Origin of the sequence: Pedobacter chitinilyticus (genome assembly GCF_003313385.1) — a bacterium.
Classification (GTDB): Bacteria; Bacteroidota; Bacteroidia; order Sphingobacteriales; family Sphingobacteriaceae; genus Pedobacter; species Pedobacter chitinilyticus.
On record NZ_QMHN01000004.1, the window covers coordinates 496,843 to 519,439 of the forward strand.

Below are 22,597 nucleotides of genomic sequence, written 5' to 3' on the forward strand. Positions count from 1 at the left end.
CATCATCATCTCTCTAATAAAGTTCCTGACTACGTAAAAGTAAAATGACTTGACTTCGCTTGATATTTTAAGTTTCCGAAACGGAAAAATTGACTGCTCAAATGAAGACGTTTACCTACTGAAATGTATAGACCTGAATTAACGAAGAAGAACAGGTATCGGCGTCCTTGGCTACTGTAGGGCCGTTAAGACGTTTGGGTCGAACCCGTTTTCACTTCGGATGCCAATTTATCCGTTTCGGTTATTTTTACCCCTTTAAGCTCTTAAAATCTGCTTTCTTTTGCACCGAAAATTTAATTGAAAATAAAATGTTACAAAAGAATACTACAAAGAGAGAATATTGGCTGGTATTGCTAGTCGCTATCTTGCTTTCTGCCTGCGGGCAACCTCAGCAAAGTTTTGAGATGCCGCCAGTAAATACAGATTTCATGACGCTTGGTTTAGCCGATGCTTCTATAGAGAAACGTTACCCTGGGATGATTGAAGGAACGGTGAACGTGGAAGTAAAAGCGCAAGTAAGTGGTTATTTGGAAACCATTTACGTGAAAGAGGGTGACTATGTAAACAAAGGACAATCCTTATTTAAAATTAAGGGAGACGTTTTTAATGAGCAGGTGAACAATAGCCAAGCGAATTTGAAAGCGGCATTGGCGGCACAAGCAAATGCTAAAATAGAGGTAGAGAAAATCAAACCTTTGGTAGCCGAAAAAGTAGTTTCGGATATCCAGTTAAAAACGGCACAAGCCAATTATGATGCCGCTGCTGCGCAAGTGGCACAAGCTAAAGCGGCCTTAGGCTCTTCGCAAATTAATGCTGATTTTGCCATCATTAAAGCACCCGTAAGTGGTTACATCGGCAGGATTCCTAACCGTATTGGTAATTTGGTAACACCAGCAGATGCAGCTCCGTTGACCACCCTGTCTGAAATCAATCAAGTATTGGTGTATTTCTCCATGAGCGAAGCTGATTTTATTGCCTTTAACCAAGATCGTAAAACAGATGCGGGCATGAATGCCGTGAGCCTAATTATGGCTGATGGAAAGCCTTATGCCCACCAAGGTAAGTTGGAATTGGCCAGTGGTAACATCGAAAGAAGCACAGGAAGCATTGCCTTAAAAGCAGTTTTTCCTAACCCAGATAAGTTATTGCGTTCTGGTGGTGCAGGTCGTGTTATCATTACTAAGAAATTAAAAGATGCTTTGACATTGCCAATGGCCAGTGTAAAAGATGTACAAGACAAGTTCTTTGTGTTTACCCTTGCTGATAGTAATAAGGTAGCCATGAAGGCAATTGAAATTCTTGGCAGGTCTGGCGACAACTACATAGTAAAATCAGGTGTAGCCAAAGGCGAAAAAATTGCGATCAACAGTATAGATGACTTGGCCGAAGGCGTAAAAGTAGTGCCAACGGTTGCTAAATAACGCATCAAAAATTACATCGTTTTAAAGAGTATTTTATGTTAAAGAGAATTATAGATAGGCCAGTATTGGCTACGGTAATCTCTGTAGTGCTGGTGATTTTGGGGATCATCGGACTTACGAGGTTGCCAGTAACAAGGTTCCCCGATATTTCGCCGCCAACGGTTACCGTTTCGGGAAGTTATCCGGGAGGAAATAGCGAGTCGGTGATCCGTTCGGTGGTAACGCCATTGGAAGAGCAGATTAACGGGGTAGAACAAATGGAGTACATCAAATCAACCGCTAGTAATGATGGTTCATTTTCCATTTCGGTTATTTTTAAGCAAGGTGTTAATCCCGATCAGGCTGCAGTAAACGTACAGAACAGAGTACAACAAGCTACGCCCATTCTTCCGCAAGAGGTAATCCAAATGGGTTTAACCACCTCTAAGCAGCAAAATAGTATGATTATGATCTTCGATGTGTACACCGAGGATAATAATAAGTATGATGAGACTTTCCTGCAAAATTACATCAACATTAACATGGTGCCTCAAATTAAAAGGGTACCAGGCGTAGGGCAGGTACAATTGTTTGGGGCAAAAGACTATTCCATGCGTGTTTGGCTGAACCCGCAAAAGATGGCCAATTATGGTTTGATCCCTTCGGATATTAACACAGCTATTTCACGTCAAAGTGTGGAGTCGGCTCCAGGTAAATTAGGTTCCGAATCTGATGCACCACTGGAATACGTAATGCGTTATAAGGGCAAGAAGAACCAGACTACGGAGTACGAAAATATCATCGTGAAACGAAATGGTGGAGAGTTGGTGCGCTTAAAAGATGTGGCCAGAATTGAATTTGGTTCTATTTACTATGGTGGTAATAGTACCTCTAACGGTAAAAATGCCGTAACAGCGGCTATATTGCAAACCACAGGCTCCAATGCAAATGCCATTGAGATTGGCGTAAATGCCGAGTTAGAAAAAGCAGCTAAGTCATTTCCTCCAGGCATTAAGTATGGCAAGTTAATGAGTACCAAAGAGCGTTTGGACGAAGCGACCAGTCAGGTGAAATCTACTTTGATCGAAGCCTTCATTTTGGTGTTTATTGTGGTTTTCCTATTCTTACAAGATTTCCGTTCGACCATTATTCCTGCCATTGCGGTGCCAGTAGCCATTATTGGTACGTTCTTCTTCTTGTTGGTGTTTGGCTTTACCATTAATATCCTTACCCTATTTGCCTTGGTATTGGCCATTGGTATTGTGGTAGATGATGCGATTGTGGTGGTGGAAGCGGTACACAGTAAGATGGAAGGTTCTAATTTATCAGGGAAAGAAGCGACGCATACTGCCATGGGCGAAATTACTGGAGCGGTAATCTCCATTACTTTGGTGATGTCGGCAGTGTTTATACCTATTGGTTTCATGACAGGTTCATCTGGTATTTTCTATAAGCAATTTGCTTATACCTTAGCCATTGCCATTATCATTTCGGCGGTAAACGCTTTAACACTTACGCCAGCGCTTTGTGCTTTGTTATTGAAAAATAATCACGCAGGTGAACATGCTAATCAGCCAGCGGAACGTGGTTTCAAAAAACGTTTCTTCACCGCATTTAATGCTGGTTTTGATAACCTAACCGGTCGTTACATCAAAGGACTTCGTTTCTTGATTAAAAAGAAATGGTTGGGAGCAGGCTTAACTGTAGGGATTAGCGCTATCGCGATTTTCTTAATGGTAAGCACTCCTAAAAGTTTTGTGCCAATGGAAGATGATGGCTTCATGGTATTTAGTTTGAGCATGCCTCCAGGTACCGCTTTAGATCGTACCACAGAAGTTGCCAAAAAAATTGATAACATCTTTAAAGGAAACGAAGCGGTAGAAAGTGTGGCAAACATTACAGGTTTCAACATTTTGTCAAACAGTGCCAGTCCAGCTTATGGATTAGGTTTCGTAAAACTGAAGCCGAAGAAAGAGCGTGGAGCCGTACAAGATATTGATCAGATTACGGCTGCTGTTTCTGCACAGTTAGCAGGGATTAAAGAAGGTTCGGTAATGGTATTTAGGATGCCTCCCGTAGAGGGTTATGGCGTAACCAACGGTGCCGAAATTGTATTGCAGGATAAAACAGGTAAAGATGCCGCTGCCTTAAAAGCTATGGCTGATAAGGTAATGGGACAAATTATGCAACAACCAGGGGTGCAATATGCTTACACTACTTTTCGTGCAGATTTTCCGCAATTCGAGATCGAAGTAGACGAAGATAAAGCCAGCCAAATGGGCTTGAACGTGAGCGATATCATGCAAACCATACAGGTTTATTTTTCTGGAGATCAGAGCTTGAACTTTACCAGATTTGGTAAGTTTTACAGAGTGAGCGTAAAAGCTGATGGTGTTTTCAGAGCTGATGAAGATGCGTTCAACGAAATCTTTGTGAGGAATGACCTTAATCAAATGGTGCCTGTAAAAGGATTGGTGAGCTTGCATAAAGTTTACGGACCAGAGTCGATGAGTAGATACAATTTGTACAATGCTTTAACCATTAACGTAATGCCGCTACCTGGAACAAGTAGTGGCGATATCATGGACAATTTAGAGAAAAACGTATTGAGCAAATTGCCTTCGGATTATGGCTACGAATGGACAGGATTAAGCTTAGAGGAGAAATCTTCCGGGGCACAAACCTTAGTGATTTTATCACTTTGTTTACTATTCGTGTACTTCTTATTGGCAGCACAATACGAGAGTTACTTGTTGCCATTAGCAGTACTATTATCTATTCCAACAGGAGTTTTAGGTGCTTTTGGAGGAATCAAAGCCATCGGTTTAGACAACAACATTTATGTCCAGGTAGGCTTGATCATGTTGGTAGGTTTGCTGGCCAAAAACGCCATCCTAATTGTGGAGTTTGCTGTGCAACGTAGAGCTTCGGGATTATCGATTAAAGATGCGGCAATTGATGGCGCAAAATCGAGGTTAAGACCAATCATCATGACTTCCCTCGCTTTTATTGTGGGGATGATTCCTTTGATGATTGCTACTGGAGGTTCGGCCATGGGAAATAGATCCATCAGTACTGGCGCAGCAATCGGGATGCTAACTGGAGTAGTCTTTGGGGTATTTGTTATTCCATTGCTGTACATGCTGTTCCAATTTTTACAGGAAAAGGTGTCGAGTAAAAAACCATTACCTCAACCTGAATTAAATCATTAATTATGAAACGAGTTTTAAATTATATCATCGTTTGTGCGGTAGTGTCTGTGGTTTTGTCATCTTGTGCGGTAGGTAAAAAATACCAACGTCCAGATTTGGCCACCCCTGATACCTATCGTACTACAATGGCCCTTACTGGCGACACCGTGCTGTTGCCGTGGAGAGCCTTTTTTAAGGACCAGCAATTGGTAACCTTAATCAATCAGGCACTGGAGAAAAATAAAGACGTAGCGGTAGCCGTGTTGAACATGGAGCAATTAGAGCGTTCTTTTAAGCAAGCTAAACTTGGTTTATTGCCAACTTTAGATCTCAGTGTAGGAGCTTCGAGAATCTACCAGTCTAAAAATTCATTGAACGGTTCACTTAGCCAACAATTTGTGGGGAGTAGTTACCTAGATGATTATAGTGCGACCCTATCTCTATCGTGGGAAGCTGATATTTGGGGCAAAGCAAAAATGCAGAAAGATGCCGCAAGAGCGAATTACTTTATGCAAAGGGAAAACCTTTCGGCCCTAAAAACCAGAATTATTGCTCAAGTAGCGCAAGCATATTATAATTTGCTGGCGCTCGATGAGCAATTGAAAGTGGCAGAGCGAAACATTGTGTTAAGCGATAGTACTTTACGAATGATCCAATTGCAGTTCCAAGCAGCACAAGTAAATTCTTTAGGTGTGGAACAAGCCGTGGCGCAGAAAAAAACGGCCGAGCTTTTGATTCCATTAGCGAAGCAGAATATTGCGATCCAAGAAAATGCCCTAAGTATTTTATGTGGTGATTATCCTAAAAAGATAGCCAGAAACTTTGCTTTTAAAACGGCAGATATTGGTGAGGTTTTCCCTGATGGTGTACCTGCAAAACTGTTGAGCAGAAGACCAGATCTAAAAGCGGCAGAATATGCGGTAGTATCGGCCAATGCCAATACTGGATTAGCTAAAGCAGCCATGTACCCAAGCCTTAGCATTACACCGTCCATTGGTGCTAACTCTTATCAATTTAACAACTGGTTTGATTTGCCTGGCTCATTGGTGAAAAACATTGGCGGTAACCTTGCCCAACCCATCTTTAGAAAAAAAGAGTTGAGAACGAATTACGAGGTTGCCAAATTGGAGCAGCAAAAGTCAGCCGAGCAATTTCGTCAATCGATGATGCTTGCGGTAGGCGAAGTTTCAGATGCCATGGTCAAATCAAGCCATGCTACAGAGCGAATGGTTTTAATTGGCGAGAAGAAAGTTGCCTTGGATAAAGCAGTTAAAAATGCATTGCTATTATATCGTAGTGGAATGGCCACTTATTTAGAAGTGATTGTTGCCCAAAATAACGCTTTGCAAAATGAATTAGATGTTATATCCCTTCAAAAAGAAAAAGCAGATGCAAAAATCGAGTTGTATCGTGCCCTTGGAGGAGGAGTAGAGTAGTTTGTTGAATAGTTGTTAGTTGATGGCCCGAGCTATGGATGTAGTTCGGGCCATTTTTTTATCATGTATCTTTATAACACTCCTATACCGTCATCTCGGCCCCATGGGAGAGATCTAGCAACGCTATCTTTTAATCCTATATATTTAACCTCATAGAGGTTAAATATTGATAAATATAACCGACTAATGTTGATGCGACTCTGTAGGAGTCGTATGACTTTTGCACGATTGTGCTATAATTATTGAAATCCTTCGGGATTTAGTTCTGGTTACCGTTGCTACCGTCATCTCGATCGCATGAGAGAGATCTAGCGACTTTGCTCTTTAACCACATATTTTTCAACCTTAATTATCCAGCACCAACTCCATCTGTATGTTGGCACGGGCATAAGGAGTTGCCCTGCTCACCACCTTTTTAAACCCTAATTTATGATACAGGCTAATAGCGGGTTTAAGCAAAGTATTGCTTTCCAGATACAATTTTTTACCTCCTAGTTCTTTAGTAGCCTTTACAATGGCATTGCCCAGCAGCCAACCGATATTTTTCCCCTGTGCCTTTGGCGAAACCGCCATTTTTGCCATCTCAAAATCGTAATCAGGATCATCCATTTTAATCAGTGCGCAAACCCCAACAGGCTCATCCTTGTAAAGCGCCACAAATATTTTTCCCCCTCTATCTAAAATATAAGTTTTTGGATTATCCAGCGCCTTATAGTCGGCCGCTTCCATGGTGAAATAAGTAGAAATCCATTCCTCATTCAGCGCTTTAAAAGCAGACTGATACTTGGCTTCATACTCCACAATACGTACATCCTTGCTTTCTCTCAATTTTTTTTCCTCATTTACCCTACGCAAAAGCGATTTGTGGTCTAATAAAAATTCCCATTCAGCAATGGCCTCCCAAAGGTTGTGTCTAGCTTCTGAGGTAAGGGTTTCTACGGCTGCTTCTACATCTACCAACTGCACTTTTAACTTTTCCGAAAGCTGTTGGCCCTTTTCACTCAACTTCACTACGTTGGTACGCTTGTCTGCCGATTTTAAATTCGAAGCAACCAATCCCGCTGCAGCCATTTCCTTTATGATCTTGGTTACAGATGGCTGAGAGTGCCCAATCTCTTCCGCAATCTCGGTGATGGTTTTCTCGGTGTCTTCAATAAGAATAAAAAGCACTGGAAACCATTTTGGCGATAGTGGTAAATCATATAGTTTATAAATTTCAGTAGCGTCATCTGTAAACCTTGCGGTCAGCATTCTAAGTCTGCTACCCAGGGCCATTTTACCTGTTTTATCAAAAAAGCTCTTCATTGTATATCTAATTACATAACTGGTTATGCAAATATAGTTATTAATATTTTTCAAAACATTATTGTTGTACAATTTTATCTTATGAAGCTATACGATGTTACCTTGTTTGACGTCCTAATTGCTTTTCCATCTCAAAATCGATAAGTTCAACGTAGAAAAACTAAAAAAATAAACTGCTGTTTTATAAGTGTTAAGGCATCTTTTGTGAGTTTTAAGAAAAAAAGTCAAAAGCTAATTAATCCTTTCTAAAACTCACCATGTCTTAAAGAGGAACTAGACCAAAAGATATGAAAAGTAATATTCGCAATTTTTACTTATGCGTAATTTTATTCTGTTGCGCCATCGTATTCTCCTCATTTGTACGGATAATGGGGGCTGCCGACAAAATTGCTATGCCTTACAAAAAGGCTGGGCTGACCACCGAGCAAGCTGCTGCTCACCTATTAAGTCGTTTTACTTACGGCGCCGAACCTGGACAAGTAGAAGAGGTTACCAAAATGGGCTTGGAAAAATGGCTTAAAAAACAATTGGAAGGCGATGCAGACGATAAAGAATTGGATCAAATGCTTGCTAAATATGATGCCATTAACTTAACCAATAGTGAAGTAGAGGACATTTTCCCACAAGGGGCCAGAATTAATCGCTGGGCCATAAGAGATGGTTATCTCCATAAAGACTCACTGAACAACGGAAATAATAAAGCACAACGTGAAGCCATTCAAGCATTCATGAAAGATAAAGGCTACCGCCCATTGCAAGAGTTATACAGGCAGTTCATCAGCCAGAAAATATTAAGGGCTGCTTATGGCCAAAACCAGTTGAGAGAATTGATGACCGATTTTTGGTTCAACCACTTCAATGTAGCCTTGAATAAAAACCAATGTGCCAGTTTTGTACCAGCTTACGAGCGTGATGTCATTAGACCAAATGTATTCGGGAACTTCGAAAATATTTTATTGAAAACGGCTAAATCTCCAGCAATGCTGATGTATTTGGACAACTTTTCAAGCTCTGGCGTAAATGTACCCATGGAAGATCAAGAAATGATGTCGATGGCAGATGGTAACCAATTGAATGCCGAGCAGAAAACAAAGAATAAAGCTCGAATTAATAAAATCAAACAACAAATCCAACAAAAGAAAAAACAAGGGGGCTTAAATGAAAATTACGCTCGCGAGGTGATGGAACTTCATACCCTTGGCGTTGATGGCGGATACACACAAAATGATGTCACCCAAGCAGCTCGGGTACTTACAGGTTGGACCGTAGCACCTCTCGGAAAAGAAGGTTATGGTGCAGGGAATAAAAATATCATTGAGCGCTTAGGAAATGGGGGACTAAAAGATAAAGGGTTTGTATTGGATGGCGATTTCTTCTTTAATGCCAATAGACATGATAACGGAGAAAAAGTGGTGTTGGGCAAGAAATTTCCAGCTGGCGGTGGTTACGATGAAGGAGTGGAGTTGTTAAAAATGTTGGCCCATCATCAATCTACAGCAAAATTTATCTCCAAAAAATTGGCAGTACGATTTGTAAGTGATGTCCCTCCAGCTTCGTTAGTTGATAAAATGGCCAAAACTTTTACTTCTTCCAAGGGAGATATTAAAAGCGTGCTGATTACGATGGTGAATTCACCAGAATTTTGGTCAGAAGACTCACTTCGTGAAAAAACAAAATCACCATTTGAATTGGCCATGAGTGCGGTACGTAGCTTGAATGCGGAAATTACCCAACCTTACGAGCTGTACACTTGGATCAATAGAATGGGTCAGCAAATGTATTATTATCAAGCGCCTACAGGTTTCCCAGACAACGGCCAATATTGGATCAACACAGGTTCACTATTAAATAGAATGAATTTTGGATTGGCATTAGCCTCACAAAGAATTCCAGGCGTTAGCCTGAACTTAGCCGCGCTAAATAATCATAAAGAACCTGAAAGCGTAGAAGCAGCTTTGCTAACCTACAGTAAATTGATTATGCCAGAAAGAGAGCTGGGACAAACGGTAGCGAGATTAAAACCTATGCTTAATGATCCTAACTTGCAGCAAAAAGTAGCTCAAGCAGCGGAGCAAAACAGTGCAAATAAGCAAAATAATGAAATGGCCGATCAGCAAATGGATACAAAGCCAGAGAAACGAGAAAAGATGAAGTTGGGAAATGGCAAAAAAGCTATCGAAAATCCTACAATCAAACAACAAGCAGGTAACAATACCATGCTGGCACAAGTAGTAGGCGTAATTATTGGTTCACCAGAGTTTCAACGTAAATAGTTAAAGATATGGTTTCTAGAAGAGGATTTTTAAAAGCAGGTGGACTAGCTCTATTTGGAATAGGGTTGGGAGGCATTCCTGGGTTTTTAGCCGATGCAGTAGCAAGTACGGTAACTCCGTCATTGTTCAAGAAAAGAAAAATTTTAGTGTGTATTTTCCAAAGAGGAGCAATGGATGGCTTAATGGCGGTGACTCCGTTTACCGACAATTTCCTAAAAGCAGCAAGACCTTCATTGTTTATGACGGCAGCCAAAGGAAATGGTAATGATAAACCGTTGATTGATTTAGATGGTCGATTTGGATTGCACCCTTCAATGGCAGCCTTTGAACCTATGTTTAGAGAGAAAAGATTAGGCATTGTACACGGGATTGGGTCACCTAATAATACCCGTTCACATTTTGATGCACAAGATTTTATGGAATCTGGTACGCCATTTAAAAAAGGGACTACCAGTGGTTGGCTAAATAGAGCAGTAGGTTTATTGGGACATGATGCCGCTACACCATTCCAAGGCGTAAGTATTACCTCATCGTTGCCTAGATCATTTTATGGTGAAAATCCAGCAGTAGCTATCAGAAATTTATCAGATTTCAATATCCAAATGCGAGGCAATGTGGCTGGTGCAAAAATGGCTTCTAAAAGCTTTGAAGATTTGTACGATCAAACCTCGTCTAACTTATTGAAAAACACGGGGAAAGAAAGCTTTGATGCCATTAAAATGCTTCAAAAAACAGATGTGAGAAATTATAAGCCAGAAAATAATGTGGTTTATCCAACTACCGCTCTCGGAAACTCTTTAAAACAAATTGCACAGCTGATCAAAATGGATGTGGGAATGGAAGTGGCATTTGCTGAATCGGGAGGTTGGGATACCCACTTTAATCAAGGTAAGGATACAGGTGTTTTTGCTCGTAACGTAAACGATTTGAGCAATTGCATGATGGCATTTTGGAACGACTTAGCAAAATATCAGGATGAAGTGACGGTAATGACCATGACAGAATTTGGTCGTACGGTAGCTCAAAATGGTACTGGCGGTACCGATCACGGACGTGGCTCTTGCAACTTTATTTTAGGCAACAGCGTAAACGGTGGTTTGGTTCATGGCTTGGTTAATCCTTTATCTAAAGATAATTTGGAAGATGGTCGTGACTTAGCGGTAACTACCGATTTTAGAAGTGTATTTAGTGAGGTGGCCGATACCCATTTGGGCATTGCCAATGATAAAGTGCTATTCCCTGATTTTGATGGTAAGAAAATTGGGGTAATGAGAGCCTGATAAAAAACTAAGAAGGGATCAACATCGCATAATAAAACGAGGCCCAAGAGTATATTCTTTTGGGCTTTTTTGTGCAACAAATAATTTGCAAGGCTTGTTGTAATTTGAGCTATTTTTGTCAAATAAAATCAGAGATGAGAAAGCCTATATTATCCCTTCTTTTGTTGATTTGCTGCTTGCAAAATCTGTTGGCGCAAGATCTTTCACAACAAATACAGCCAAACCGACAAAATAGTGAACTACAGATCAAAAATCCGTATGTGATTTTTATCTCGGCTGATGGTTTTAGGTATGATTATGCGGAGAAATATCAGGCGAAAAATTTACTGGCATTGAGAGAAAAAGGAGTAAAAGCAATTTCAATGAAGCCTTCTTTTCCATCCGTTACCTTTTCAAACCATTATACCTTGGCCACTGGGATGTATCCTTCTAGGCATGGAATTGTAAATAATTCATTTTACGATCCCAACAAAAAGGAACTTTACGTTAAAACAGATCGTAGTGCCATTAAAGATAGTACTTGGTATGGCGGCGTGCCCATTTGGGTGCTGGCAGAGCAACAAAAAATGCTTTCGGCAGCATTTTATTGGTTGGGTTCAGAAACGGCTATTTTAGGAATAAGACCAACGTACTGGTATAATTTCAATACTAAAATCCCGATGGATGTACGTATGGAAGTGGTGAAAAACTGGTTGTCGTTACCAGAGGAAAAACGGCCACATTTGATTAATTTCTATTTCCCAGAAGTTGATGTTGCAGGTCATCATTTTGGCACCGACTCAAAGGAAACAGCCGATGCCGTTAAGTTAGTGGATGACTGCGTAGGTGAAATGGTTAAACTCACCAAAGAAGTTGGACTGGACGTGAATTTTGTTTTTGTTTCAGATCATGGCATGACCAATGCTGATAATATCAATACGATGCCTCTGCCACCAATGATTGATAAAGAAAAATTTATTGTGCCTAATGGTGATGCACTTTTGCAAATCTATGCCAAGGACAAAAAAGAAATCAAGTCACTCTATCAAAATTTGAAAAAGGAAGCGGTTGATTATGACGTATATCTCACCAATAAAATGCCGAAACGTTGGCATTACCGTGCAAAAGATAATAAAGATAGTAGAATAGGGGATATCATCATTATCCCACATTTACCTAAAATCTTTAACCTAACAGGAAAACCTACTACAGTGGGAAAACATGGTTTTGATAATGACATGCCCGATATGCAGGCGGTTTTTTATGCCTGGGGGCCAGCTTTCAAAGAAGGATTGACTATTAATTCGTTCGAGAATGTACATGTCTATCCCTTATTAGCGAAGATTTTAGGCTTATCCTTTGATCACAAAATAGATGGAGATATTAAGGTGTTAGCGCCTATTTTGAAATAACGTTTTTGGGAATGTCACCCCTTTCGTAGGTTCACCAGTTGTTCATCGTTCGTCATCTAGACTGCAGCCTATACCGACACTTCGTTAGCGTAACCAGAATCTTCGGGACAGAGATTTTTCAATATGCTAACTTCACATTATGTTTTCTAAATGTCACCCTTTCAGGGTTGATTTAGCATTCGCTTATATGTTAAGTTATAAATATTTTACCCCTTCGGGGTTTCCAGCGATAGTTTATCAATCGTCATCTCGGCAATTTGTACCAATTCATCAATATTCTAATAATAATCTCGTCCTTTCAGAGCCTCCTTCCCAATAAGTTTCGGATATAATTTAATGATATCCCAATAAAACCCGAAGGGTTGACATTCTTATAGCTCACGGCCATGCCACCCATAACCCCGAAGGGGTGAAATAAATAAAAAAACATCTGTCATTCAATCCAATCGAACAAATATTTTTGATCATGAGCAATTTCATATTTTTTTAAGAAATCGAAATATTCCTCTTTGAAGCTCTTTTTCCGATGATGCTCTTCCTGATTTAAGATGTAATTATACACACGATCAATTTGCGAATGGCCATAAGAAAATGCACCGTAACCCTCTTGCCATTGAAATTTGCCTTTAACCCATCTTCTTTCATTAACAAACTTCGACGAATTGTTTTTAATGTCTCTTACTAAATCAGCAATAGCCATAGAAGGTTTCAAGCCAACGAAACAGTGGATATGGTCGGTATAGCCATTAATGATAATCGCTTTTTGGTCTTTCAAATTGATGATGCCAGCGATATAGCTGTACAATTCATTTTTCCATGCAGCATGAATAAGATTTTCACGTCCTTTCACAGCGAACACAACGTGTATGTATATTTGAGAATAAGTTCCAGCCATGGTAGTAGATATTCTCCAATTTAATAAAAATGAGTAACATTTTAGTGTGGTTTAGGTGATTACCTTTCACATTGCAGATATTTATTCCTACAACCTTTAAACCTTATAAGAATGAAGAAAACCATTACCATCGCTAGCTTAGCACTGGTGCTTTCAAACGCAGTATTTGCCCAACGCCCACAATCGGCACAAGGAGGTAACTCCCAAAGAGGAGCTACCCCTGCAGCAGCAAATGCACAAGCTCCAAAAGAAGAGCCTACCCCAAGAGTAAACAATAATATTGCTTCCAGAAATATTGTTCCAGAAAGTGCTGTGGTGACCAATCACACCGTAACCATCAATGGAAAGGCAGTGCCTTACAAAGCTACTGCAGGAACTTTGCCGGTATGGGACGAAGAAGGCAAAACACTTGCAGGATTATTCTACACCTATTACGAGAGAACTGACGTTTCAAATAAAGACAGCAGACCTTTAGTCATTTCATTTAACGGCGGGCCAGGTTCAGCATCCGTTTGGATGCATATTGCCTACACAGGCCCTGTAGTACTTAATATCGACGATGAAGGCTACCCAGTGCAGCCCTATGGTTACAAATACAACAGCACTTCGATATTAGATGTGGCCGACATCGTTTACATCGACCCTGTAAATACGGGTTATTCCAGAGCAGTAAGTAAAGATGTACCGACCAATAAATTTTTCGGAGTAAGAGCAGATATCAAATACCTGGCCGAGTGGATCAATACCTTCGTTACCCGTACCAACAGATGGGCGTCTCCAAAATATCTAATAGGCGAAAGCTATGGCACTACTCGTGTTTCTGGCTTAGCGCTAGAATTACAAAGCAATCACTGGATGTATTTAAATGGTGTAGTTTTGGTGTCGCCAACAGAGTTGGGAATCGAAAGAGGTGGCGTAATGGATGCAGCCCTACGCTTGCCTTATTTTGCAGCAACCGCTTGGTATCACAAGGCGTTACCAGCAGATCTGCAATCTAAAAAACTTACTGATATGCTGCCCGAAGTAGAAACATTTACCATTAACGAGCTGATGCCTGCCATGGCTAGGGGAGGATTCATCTCTGCCGACGAAAAAAAGAAAATGGCTGCTAAAATGGCTCGTTTCTCAGGACTTCCTGAAAAAGTCATCTTGCAAAACAACCTTAATATTTCTACCAATCTATTTTGGAAAGAATTATTGAGAGACAAAGGATTTACCGTGGGTCGCTTGGATTCGAGGTATAAAGGTATAGACAAATCTGACGCTGGAGATCGTCCTGATTATAATGCAGAATTGACCTCGTGGTTGCATTCCTTTACACCAGCCATCAACATGTATTTACGTAATGAACTGAACTACAAAACCGATTTAAAATATAATATGTTCGGTCCCGTAAACCCTTGGGATAGAACTGGCGATAATACTGGCGAAAACTTAAGAGCCGCCATGGCTCAAAATCCATACTTGCATGTTTTGGTACAATCGGGCTATTATGATGGTGCTTGCGATTATTTTAACGCCAAATACAATATGTGGCAAATGGATCCAAGCGGTAAATTGAAAGATAGAATGAGCTGGGAAGGTTACGAAAGTGGTCACATGATGTATCTCCGTAAGGTAGATCTAGCACTTGGAAATGATCATATCCGAGAGTTCATCAAAAAATCAACGCCAAAGCAAGGACAATCTGCTAAGTTTTAATTTTCGAAGCGCAATGCTTCTACAACGATAAACGGTAGTCCCGCTTTTCGTTACAATCTTTTTGTTTTGCCTTCTTTGTCATTCCGAGGAACGAGGAATCTACTTCTGATTTGCAGAGCCTAACAGATCCTTCACTTACGTTCAGAATGACAAGTAAAAACAAAAAGTATTTTCACTTCAATCGGGGCTATTTTACTACACCTTTGCAACAGCAAATGGATGATTCGAAACCTCGTAGGTATTTAAAACCTACGAGGTTTGTTTAAAGCTTAATAATTAAAACCCAACTTTGAAAATCAGCCTATTTTTCTTACCTTTTGAAATAAAAGGAATAAAATACTAACTACTAACCCTGATGAAAATATTTAGGACATTTATCAGTTTAGTTGTCGCTATTTACGCTGCGGTTAGAGGCGTTGAATTTGTTCAGCAAGAATCCAACACCATGATTTTATTTGGGGTATGCTGTTTGCTTTTAGCAGTGGGATTATCCTACATTTCAGTAAGATCATTATTTCAAAAAAATTGAGCATTAAATTTTATTGTTAATTGTTTGCAGATAAATGCTTAATTTTACCGCCCCATATGCAACAACTGAAAACATCATTTGATTTCGAAAAGCCTTTGTCAGATTTGTACCAACAAATTGACAAGGTGAAGCAAATAGCCGATAAAACCAAGGTTGATATGTCGGCAACGCTGGCAGAGCTTGAAGAAAAGGCCGAGCAAACTAGCACCGATCTTTATTCAAATCTTACTGGTTGGCAAAAAGTTCAAATGTCTCGCCACGCTGAGCGTCCCCAAACATTGGATTATATCAATGCCATCTGCGACGATTTTATTGAGCTTCACGGCGATAGAACTGTAAAGGATGACAAAGCCATCATTGGTGGTTTTGCGACCATTGACGGACAAACCGTGATGATCATCGGTCACCAAAAAGGTAAAAACACTAAAGAGCGTCAATACCGTAATTTTGGTATGGCCAATCCCGAAGGTTATCGGAAAGCCCTACGTTTAATGCGTTTGGCCGAGAAATTCAATAAACCCGTAATTTCGTTTATTGATACCATGGGTGCTTACCCTGGTTTGGAAGCCGAAGAACGCGGACAAGGTGAGGCAATTGCTCGTAACCTACTAGAAATGTCAGTGCTAAAAGTGCCAATCATTTGCTTTATTGTAGGTGAAGGTGCTTCTGGTGGAGCTTTAGGTATTGGTATCGGCGATAAGGTATACATGCTTGAGCACACTTGGTATTCTGTAATTTCACCAGAATCTTGCTCTTCTATTTTATGGAGAAGTTGGGATTTCAAAGAGAAAGCTGCAGAATGTTTAAAGCTTACCTCAGAAGACATGTTCAAAAACAAGTTGATTGACGGAATAGTGAAAGAACCACTTGGTGGGGCACATCAAAATCCAGAAGAAATGGCAGAAACTTTAAAAGCCCAAATTTTGGACGATTTAAAAAGCCTTAAAAAGATGGATTCTGAAAAACTAATTGCTAAAAGAATTGATAAATTCTGTGCAATGGGTGTCGTAAACGAAGGATAAAAAATCACATATATTTAAAAAGCACAATCAGAAACGGTTGTGCTTTTTTTATGGATACAATTTTAGGTGCAGCAATATCATTAATGGAGCATAATCGTTCCTTCCCGTCATTTCGACCGTAGCGGAGAGATCTTTGGACTATGCCATAAGCTATACTGTTAAAGCACTTTGTCATTCTGAGCATAGCGAAGAATCTTAATGTAATTGTAAGGAGATGTCTCGTATCCTCGACATGACAGCAATTTTCAACGGTAATATTCAAAACACCTCTTTTGTTTGTTTCAAGAGAAAAACATCTGAAATCCCAAATAAACAAAAAGCCGCTTTGAATTACTCAAGCGGCTTTTTGTTTTAAAAGATACCATCTTATAGTTTCATAAAATCTGGAGGCAACTCCCCAAAGTATTGGGCAAAACCACCATGACTAAATAGAGATTTAATTTGAGTCTCTAAATCCTTAGCTAGTTTAGGCTGATTGTACTGCGTAGCAACCTTAGCCATTGGCATTAAACCGTAGAACAAACCTATTTGTACAGGCTCTTGACCTACCAATCTGCCCTTGCTCTTCGTCACATCGCCTAGGTAGGTAATCTCTTTGCCAATATAATCAGCATACTTTTTGATTAATTGGTTGGCCTTTTCAGTCTCACCCAAAGTATAAAGATTTTGTGCCATGGTTGCCGCACCCATCGAGGCACGCATGCTGTAAATCTTATTTGGAATCACTTCATCATATCTCTTCATCACCTTTTTAGCGTCTTCTAATCTACCAGCCTTAATTAGCTCCGTAGTTAAGCTGTTGAAAATGTTATTGAAGATAGAAATATCATCAGCAGATTGAATGTCTAAATACTTCGCATTTTTAATGTTGCCCCATTTGAATTTATTCATCACATGGTCATACATTGGATCCAAGTTTACGGGTTGCTCAGACTCGTCTCTTTTGGTTGGATCTAAAGGCAATAATCTTAAAGCCAAACCTTCGCTATATAAATATTTATCCAATCCATTAAATTGGTTTGAAGGTACCGTACTCGCAAAATAAATTGGACGTTTCCAGTTGTTGTGAGCCAAAATATCAAACATTGCCAAAGTTCCTTTGGTTACATAATCCTTATTGAAGGTCCACTCTAAGCTAGGAACAATATCTCCCGCACGGTTAGCTGGTAAAGTTTTGGTGTTAATTACGTCCTGCGGATTTACGGTTAACTTAAATTTCTTTGTTGGAATAAAATTGGTGGTGGTGCCGTCCTGTAACGGAAGTTTATCATCAGCATCATCAGATAACAATAAATCTACAATCTGTTTTAATTCAACAGGCTGTGCAATGCCCATCTCTTTAGAGTACATCACATCTCTTACGCCAGAAACATATTGTTTTTCTGTCATTGAAATTGGTAAAGCCTCTGATTCGTGCACCTTGCGCTTCATACCGTTGATATACCAATCTGTATCAAATAAACTTAAGTTCACCAATCTAATATCAGGTCTAATACCTTCCACCTCTTGTGCGTACCAAAGAGGGTAGGTGTCATTATCGCCGTAGGTAAACAAGATGGCATTAGGCGCACAAGATTCCATGTAGCTAATGGCGATATCTCTAGCTAAGGTTTTGGTTGAACGATCGTGGTCGTTCCAGCCTTCTTTGGCCATCAATACAGGTGCAATCAATAAACCAATTACACTGGCCACGATAGCGCCTGTTTTGGGATCTATTTTTTTAAGTAGCCATTCTCTAATGGCAATAACCCCTAAGCCAATCCATATGGCAAAGGCGTAGAAGGAACCTACATAAGCATAATCCCTTTCCCTTGGTTCCAAAGGTTTTTGGTTAAGATAAAGGACAATAGCCAATCCTGTAAAGAAAAATAGGAGACCAATGATTCCTGCATCTTTAGGATGACGGCCAAAATGCCAAACAGCACCAATCACACCTAAAATCAACGGAAGGAAATAGAAACGATTGTAGGAGTTACTTTCTTTAATTGATGGAGGTAAATTGGTCTGGTCGCCGTACAACATCGCATCAATAGGTTTCAAACCGCTAATCCACTGGCCCTCATAAGCACTACCTTGACCTTGCTCTTCGTTCTGGCGACCAGCAAAGTTCCATAAAAAGTAACGCATGTACATAAAACCAACTTGGTGACGCATAAAGAAGCCTAGGTTGTCGATGAAATTAGGAAAGTGGTCATCGCTCATGCCCATCATGTCCTTGTAGTACTCGATATGCCTTTCCTCATCGCTATACATACGAGGGAATAAAACTTCGTGTTGCAGCCTGCGGATACTGTCTGGGAAAGTTTCATTCTCACCATAGATACGCTTACTCTTGATCCCCGAAACCTCATATTTAGTATCCCCTTTGCGATAAGACTTACCTGTTTCTACATAAATAGGAGAGGAACCGTCATCCTTGTATTTAGGAATAGAATTATAGTTAGGACCAAAAAGCAAAGGTCTATCTCCATATTGCTCGCGGTTCAAATAGCTTAAGAAAGAGAAAGCATTATCCGGATCACTGTTGTTTAAATTTGGTTTTGCCTGTGCCCTAATCAAGATCATGGCAAATGAAGAGTAACCAAAAATGATCAATACCGTTGACAATAGGGCTAAGTTTAAAACTCTTTTTTGGTGTTTAATAGAATATCTGATGCCCCAAACCAAGGCCCCAATCAATAGGATAGCGAAAAATAATACGCCAGTTCCAAAACCCAAACCTAAAGTGTTTACAAAGAATAAATCGAAATAGGCACCAAAAGAAACAAGATATTGGATAATGCCGTATTGTACCACCGCTAAAATAAGGATGCCGATGCCCAATGTTTTGAAAATACCAGGGGTAGTAGGCTTCTCTGCCTTCTTGAAATAATAAACGAAGGCAATTGCTGGAATAGTTAAAAGGTTAAGTAAGTGTATCCCGATAGATAAACCCATGATATAGGCGATGAACAATAACCAGCGATCTGATTTTGGCTCTTCTGCAACGGCTTCCCATTTTAAAATACCCCAAAATACAATGGCGGTAAATAATGATGAAAGGGCATAAACCTCGGCCTCTACTGCCGAAAACCAAAAGCTATCTGAATAGGTATATGCTAAAGCACCAACTACGCCAGCACCCATAATGGTAATTAAAGTAGCACTTGAAATTTCTTCGCCCTTTTTTACCAATACTTTTTTCGCTAATGCTGTAATGGTCCAAAACAAAAACAAAATGGTTGCGCCACTGGCTACTGCAGAACCAAAGTTCATGAAATAAGCGATTTTAGAAGTATCGCCCATGGCTAATAAAGAAAAAAAGCGTTCGATCATTAAAAATAAAGGAGCGCCTGGCTGATGTACCACCTGCATTTTATAGGCGGACGCGATAAATTCACCACAGTCCCAAAAGCTTACGGATGGCTCTAGTGTTAAAACATAAGTAATAGTGGCAATAAGGAAACAAGCCCAGCCAATAATATTGTTTGTTTTTGAATAGTTCATATTCTGATATGATTTCTTAACCCTTGGTTTTGATGCATTAAAATGCTGCCGAAAATAAAGAAATAGATTGATAAAGAAGTTAGCGATTAATCTTATTTAACAAAAAATAACTAAATCTAATTGAGTATCAGCGAGAGTAAGAAATATTTTAAAATTTTTTGTGCGAGTTATTTGCAAGTTTCAAAAATGTGCGTACATTTGCATTCCCTTTCAGCAACACGCTTGAAAATGGAGATTGTCCGATAGTATAAGGGTAGTACAACGGTTTTTGGTACCGTTTGTCTTGGTTCGAATCCAGGTCGGACAACAAAATCACGTCGGGTTGTGAATAAAACCGCAACCCGATTTTTTATTAACAAGCATTGATACCCGCAAATCATGCCATTGCAATTTAACCCTGTTAAAATTTTTGCTGGAAGTGGAACCAAAGACCTTGCTAGCAAAATAGCTGAAGAATACGGTAAACCGCTCGGTAGTGTTACCTTAAGTAAATTTAGCGATGGCGAATTCCAGCCTTCATTTGATGAGTCAGTTAGAGGCAGTGATGTTTTCCTTGTTCAATCTACTCACCAGCCTAGTGATAATTTAGTGGAACTTTTGTTAATGGTTGATGCCGCTCGTAGAGCATCTGCGCATTACATTACAGCAGTAGTTCCTTACTATGGTTTGGCCCGTCAGGATAGAAAGGATAAACCTCGTGTCGCTATTGGTGCAAAGTTGGTGGCTAATTTATTGAAAGCAGCAGGTATCCATCGCATTATGACCATGGATTTGCATGCGGCGCAAATTCAAGGCTTTTTTGATATTCCAGTAGATCACTTGGATGGAGCAGTAATTTTTGTTCCTTATATCAAAAGTTTAGGTTTAGAAAACTTAACCATTGCCTCTCCAGATATGGGTGGTTCATACAGAGCCAGAACTTTTGCTAAGTTCTTCAATGCTGAAGTGGTGATTTGTGATAAACGTCGTAAACGTGCCAATGAAATCGAATCGATGTCGATTATTGGTGATGTTACAGGGCAAGATATTGTGTTGATTGATGATATTTGTGATACAGCAGGTACGTTGGCTAAAGCCGCACAGCTGATCATGGATAATGGTGCCAAAAGTGTAAGAGCGGTATGTACGCATCCTGTACTTTCTGGTAAAGCATACGAAACTATCGAAAACTCGGTGCTGGAGGAACTGATTGTAACGGATACCATTCCTTTGAGACAAGAAAGCCCGAAAATTAGACAGTTAAGTACGGCTAAACTGTTTGCAAAGGCTATTTCCAGCGTAAACGAGTACGGCTCAATTAGTGAGCTTTTTAGAGTGTAATAAAGGTGAATTGTAGAATTGGTTATTCGGTTAACCGATTTAAACAGTTCCCAATTAAACAATAAATAAATATAAATAACATGAAAACTATCGCTATTAGCGGTTCTCTTAGAGAGAACGTAGGGAAACGCGATGCTAAAGAGCTTCGCTACGAAGGTAAAGTTCCTGCGGTATTGTATGGTGGTAAAGAGCAAGTTCACTTTGCTGTTACCAGAACTGAGTTGAACGATGCTATCTATTCGCCAGAAGCTAACTTTATTGAAATTACACTTGATGGTAAAGCTGTAAAAGCAATCATTAAAGACACTCAATTTCACCCACTAACTGATTTATTGTTACACGTTGATTTTCTTCAATTGTTTGATGATAAAGAAATCACGATGGAAATCCCTGTTAAATTAGCTGGAACTTCTCCAGGTGTTAAAATGGGTGGTAAGTTGGTGCAAAAATTACGTAAACTACGTGTGAAGTCATTGCCTAAAAACATGCCTCAAGTAGTTGAAGTAAGTATCTCTAAATTGGAAGTAGGTAACTTATTCCGTGTTCGTGATCTAGAAAAAGGCGAGTACTTTGTAACTAACACTCCAGAAGATACTATCGTATCAGTAGGAATGTCTAGAGCATTGAAACAAGCAGAAAACGCTGCTAAAGGCGGTAAATAATCTGAAGATTTAGATCTTTCGATTTACAAAATAAGATGGCATTCCATAACGGGATGCCATTTTTTGTGAGCTAACATTTCGCTCGCAACTTTTAACCCATAACTTTTCAACTTTTAACCCATAACTGCTTACCTTTGCCCGCATGAAATTCTTGATCGTAGGTTTGGGCAACATTGGTGCCGAATATGTAGGAACACGTCATAACATAGGTTTTGATATTGCTGATGAGCTGGTTGCTGGTTTAGAGGGTAGTTTTGAACATGGCAGATTGGCCTATCATGCAGAAGTATCTCATAAAGGAAAGAAGCTGCATGTGATTAAACCTACTACCTATATGAACCTTAGCGGCAAGGCAGTGAACTATTGGATGAAAGAACTGAAAATAGCACCTGAAAATGTATTGGTTTTGGTAGATGATTTGGCTTTGCCTTTGGGCAAGTTGAGAATGAAATTGCAGGGCAGCAGCGCTGGACACAATGGCTTAAAAAGTATTGAAGAGGTTTGTGGTGGACAAAACTATGCCCGCTTGCGTTTTGGAATTGGGGATGATTTTCCTAAAGGGAGACAAGCGGAGTTTGTATTGGGGGCGTTTGATAAAAATGAGAAAAAAGAACTGCCCGTGTTAATTAACAGGGCAGTGAGTATGATTAAGAGTTTTGCAACAATAGGCGCGGCTCAAACCATGACCTTGTTCAACAAATAATTT

The 22,597-nt window shown here is 39.9% G+C and carries 14 protein-coding genes; 11 read left to right on the plus strand and 3 right to left on the minus strand.

The genetic code is table 11. The features are described 5' to 3' along the window. Window positions 1-308: 308 nt before the first annotated feature. The 3 genes from DUT70_RS14850 to DUT70_RS14860 are packed head-to-tail and all read left to right on the plus strand — an operon-like array spanning window position 309 to window position 6,027. Window positions 309-1,421, plus strand: a complete 1,113-nt coding sequence (locus DUT70_RS14850) for an efflux RND transporter periplasmic adaptor subunit (protein ID WP_113648129.1) — start codon at window positions 309-311, stop codon at window positions 1,419-1,421. Between the two features lie 35 nt (window positions 1,422-1,456). Further along, window positions 1,457-4,612: an efflux RND transporter permease subunit gene (locus DUT70_RS14855; protein WP_113648130.1), complete on the plus strand. Its 3,156-nt coding sequence runs from the start codon at window positions 1,457-1,459 to the stop codon at window positions 4,610-4,612. Between the two features lie 2 nt (window positions 4,613-4,614). Then, the gene (locus DUT70_RS14860; RefSeq protein WP_113648131.1) at window positions 4,615-6,027 is read left to right on the plus strand and encodes an efflux transporter outer membrane subunit; all 1,413 of its coding nucleotides are present in this window, start codon (window positions 4,615-4,617) and stop codon (window positions 6,025-6,027) included. Window positions 6,028-6,372: 345 nt separating this feature from the next. On the opposite strand, the gene DUT70_RS14865 is transcribed toward DUT70_RS14860, so the two are convergent. Next, window positions 6,373-7,332: a bifunctional helix-turn-helix transcriptional regulator/GNAT family N-acetyltransferase gene (locus tag DUT70_RS14865; RefSeq protein WP_113648132.1), complete on the minus strand. Its 960-nt coding sequence runs from the start codon at window positions 7,330-7,332 to the stop codon at window positions 6,373-6,375. 287 nt (window positions 7,333-7,619) lie between these two features. Here DUT70_RS14865 and DUT70_RS14870 point away from each other — a divergent pair, with 287 nt between their 5' ends. The 3 genes from DUT70_RS14870 to DUT70_RS14880 all read left to right on the plus strand — a co-directional run bounded on the left by DUT70_RS14870 (window position 7,620) and on the right by DUT70_RS14880 (window position 12,276). Then, entirely contained in the window at window positions 7,620-9,605 is a 1,986-nt protein-coding gene (locus DUT70_RS14870) for a DUF1800 domain-containing protein (RefSeq protein WP_113648133.1), read from the plus strand. An 8-nt stretch (window positions 9,606-9,613) separates the two neighbouring features. Then, window positions 9,614-10,885 carry a DUF1501 domain-containing protein gene (locus DUT70_RS14875; protein ID WP_113648134.1) on the plus strand — a complete coding sequence of 424 codons (1,272 nt, stop codon included), beginning with the start codon at window positions 9,614-9,616 and terminating at the stop codon, window positions 10,883-10,885. A gap of 134 nt (window positions 10,886-11,019) precedes the next feature. Further along, window positions 11,020-12,276 (plus strand): alkaline phosphatase family protein, encoded by a 1,257-nt coding sequence (locus DUT70_RS14880; RefSeq protein ID WP_113648135.1) that lies wholly within the window; start codon window positions 11,020-11,022, stop codon window positions 12,274-12,276. 433 nt (window positions 12,277-12,709) lie between these two features. On the opposite strand, the gene tnpA is transcribed toward DUT70_RS14880, so the two are convergent. Then, the gene (gene tnpA, locus DUT70_RS14885; RefSeq protein WP_113648136.1) at window positions 12,710-13,171 is read right to left on the minus strand and encodes an IS200/IS605 family transposase; all 462 of its coding nucleotides are present in this window, start codon (window positions 13,169-13,171) and stop codon (window positions 12,710-12,712) included. A 111-nt stretch (window positions 13,172-13,282) separates the two neighbouring features. On the opposite strand from tnpA, the gene DUT70_RS14890 reads away from it, so the two are divergent. Next, window positions 13,283-14,872: a S10 family peptidase gene (locus tag DUT70_RS14890; RefSeq protein WP_113648137.1), complete on the plus strand. Its 1,590-nt coding sequence runs from the start codon at window positions 13,283-13,285 to the stop codon at window positions 14,870-14,872. A gap of 585 nt (window positions 14,873-15,457) precedes the next feature. Next, entirely contained in the window at window positions 15,458-16,423 is a 966-nt protein-coding gene (locus tag DUT70_RS14895; RefSeq protein ID WP_113648138.1) for an acetyl-CoA carboxylase carboxyltransferase subunit alpha, read from the plus strand. A gap of 366 nt (window positions 16,424-16,789) precedes the next feature. On the opposite strand, the gene DUT70_RS14900 is transcribed toward DUT70_RS14895, so the two are convergent. Next, the gene (locus tag DUT70_RS14900) at window positions 16,790-19,909 is read right to left on the minus strand and encodes a glycosyltransferase family 117 protein (RefSeq protein WP_113648139.1); all 3,120 of its coding nucleotides are present in this window, start codon (window positions 19,907-19,909) and stop codon (window positions 16,790-16,792) included. Between the two features lie 378 nt (window positions 19,910-20,287). Between DUT70_RS14900 and DUT70_RS14910 the strand changes: the two genes are divergently transcribed. From DUT70_RS14910 to pth, 3 genes are all read left to right on the plus strand, one after another. Further along, the gene (locus DUT70_RS14910) at window positions 20,288-21,229 is read left to right on the plus strand and encodes a ribose-phosphate pyrophosphokinase (RefSeq protein ID WP_113648140.1); all 942 of its coding nucleotides are present in this window, start codon (window positions 20,288-20,290) and stop codon (window positions 21,227-21,229) included. A gap of 80 nt (window positions 21,230-21,309) precedes the next feature. Further along, window positions 21,310-21,891 (plus strand): 50S ribosomal protein L25/general stress protein Ctc, encoded by a 582-nt coding sequence (locus tag DUT70_RS14915; protein WP_113648141.1) that lies wholly within the window; start codon window positions 21,310-21,312, stop codon window positions 21,889-21,891. Between the two features lie 142 nt (window positions 21,892-22,033). After that, window positions 22,034-22,594, plus strand: a complete 561-nt coding sequence (gene pth, locus DUT70_RS14920; protein WP_113648142.1) for an aminoacyl-tRNA hydrolase — start codon at window positions 22,034-22,036, stop codon at window positions 22,592-22,594. The last annotated feature ends 3 nt before the right edge of the window (window positions 22,595-22,597 follow it).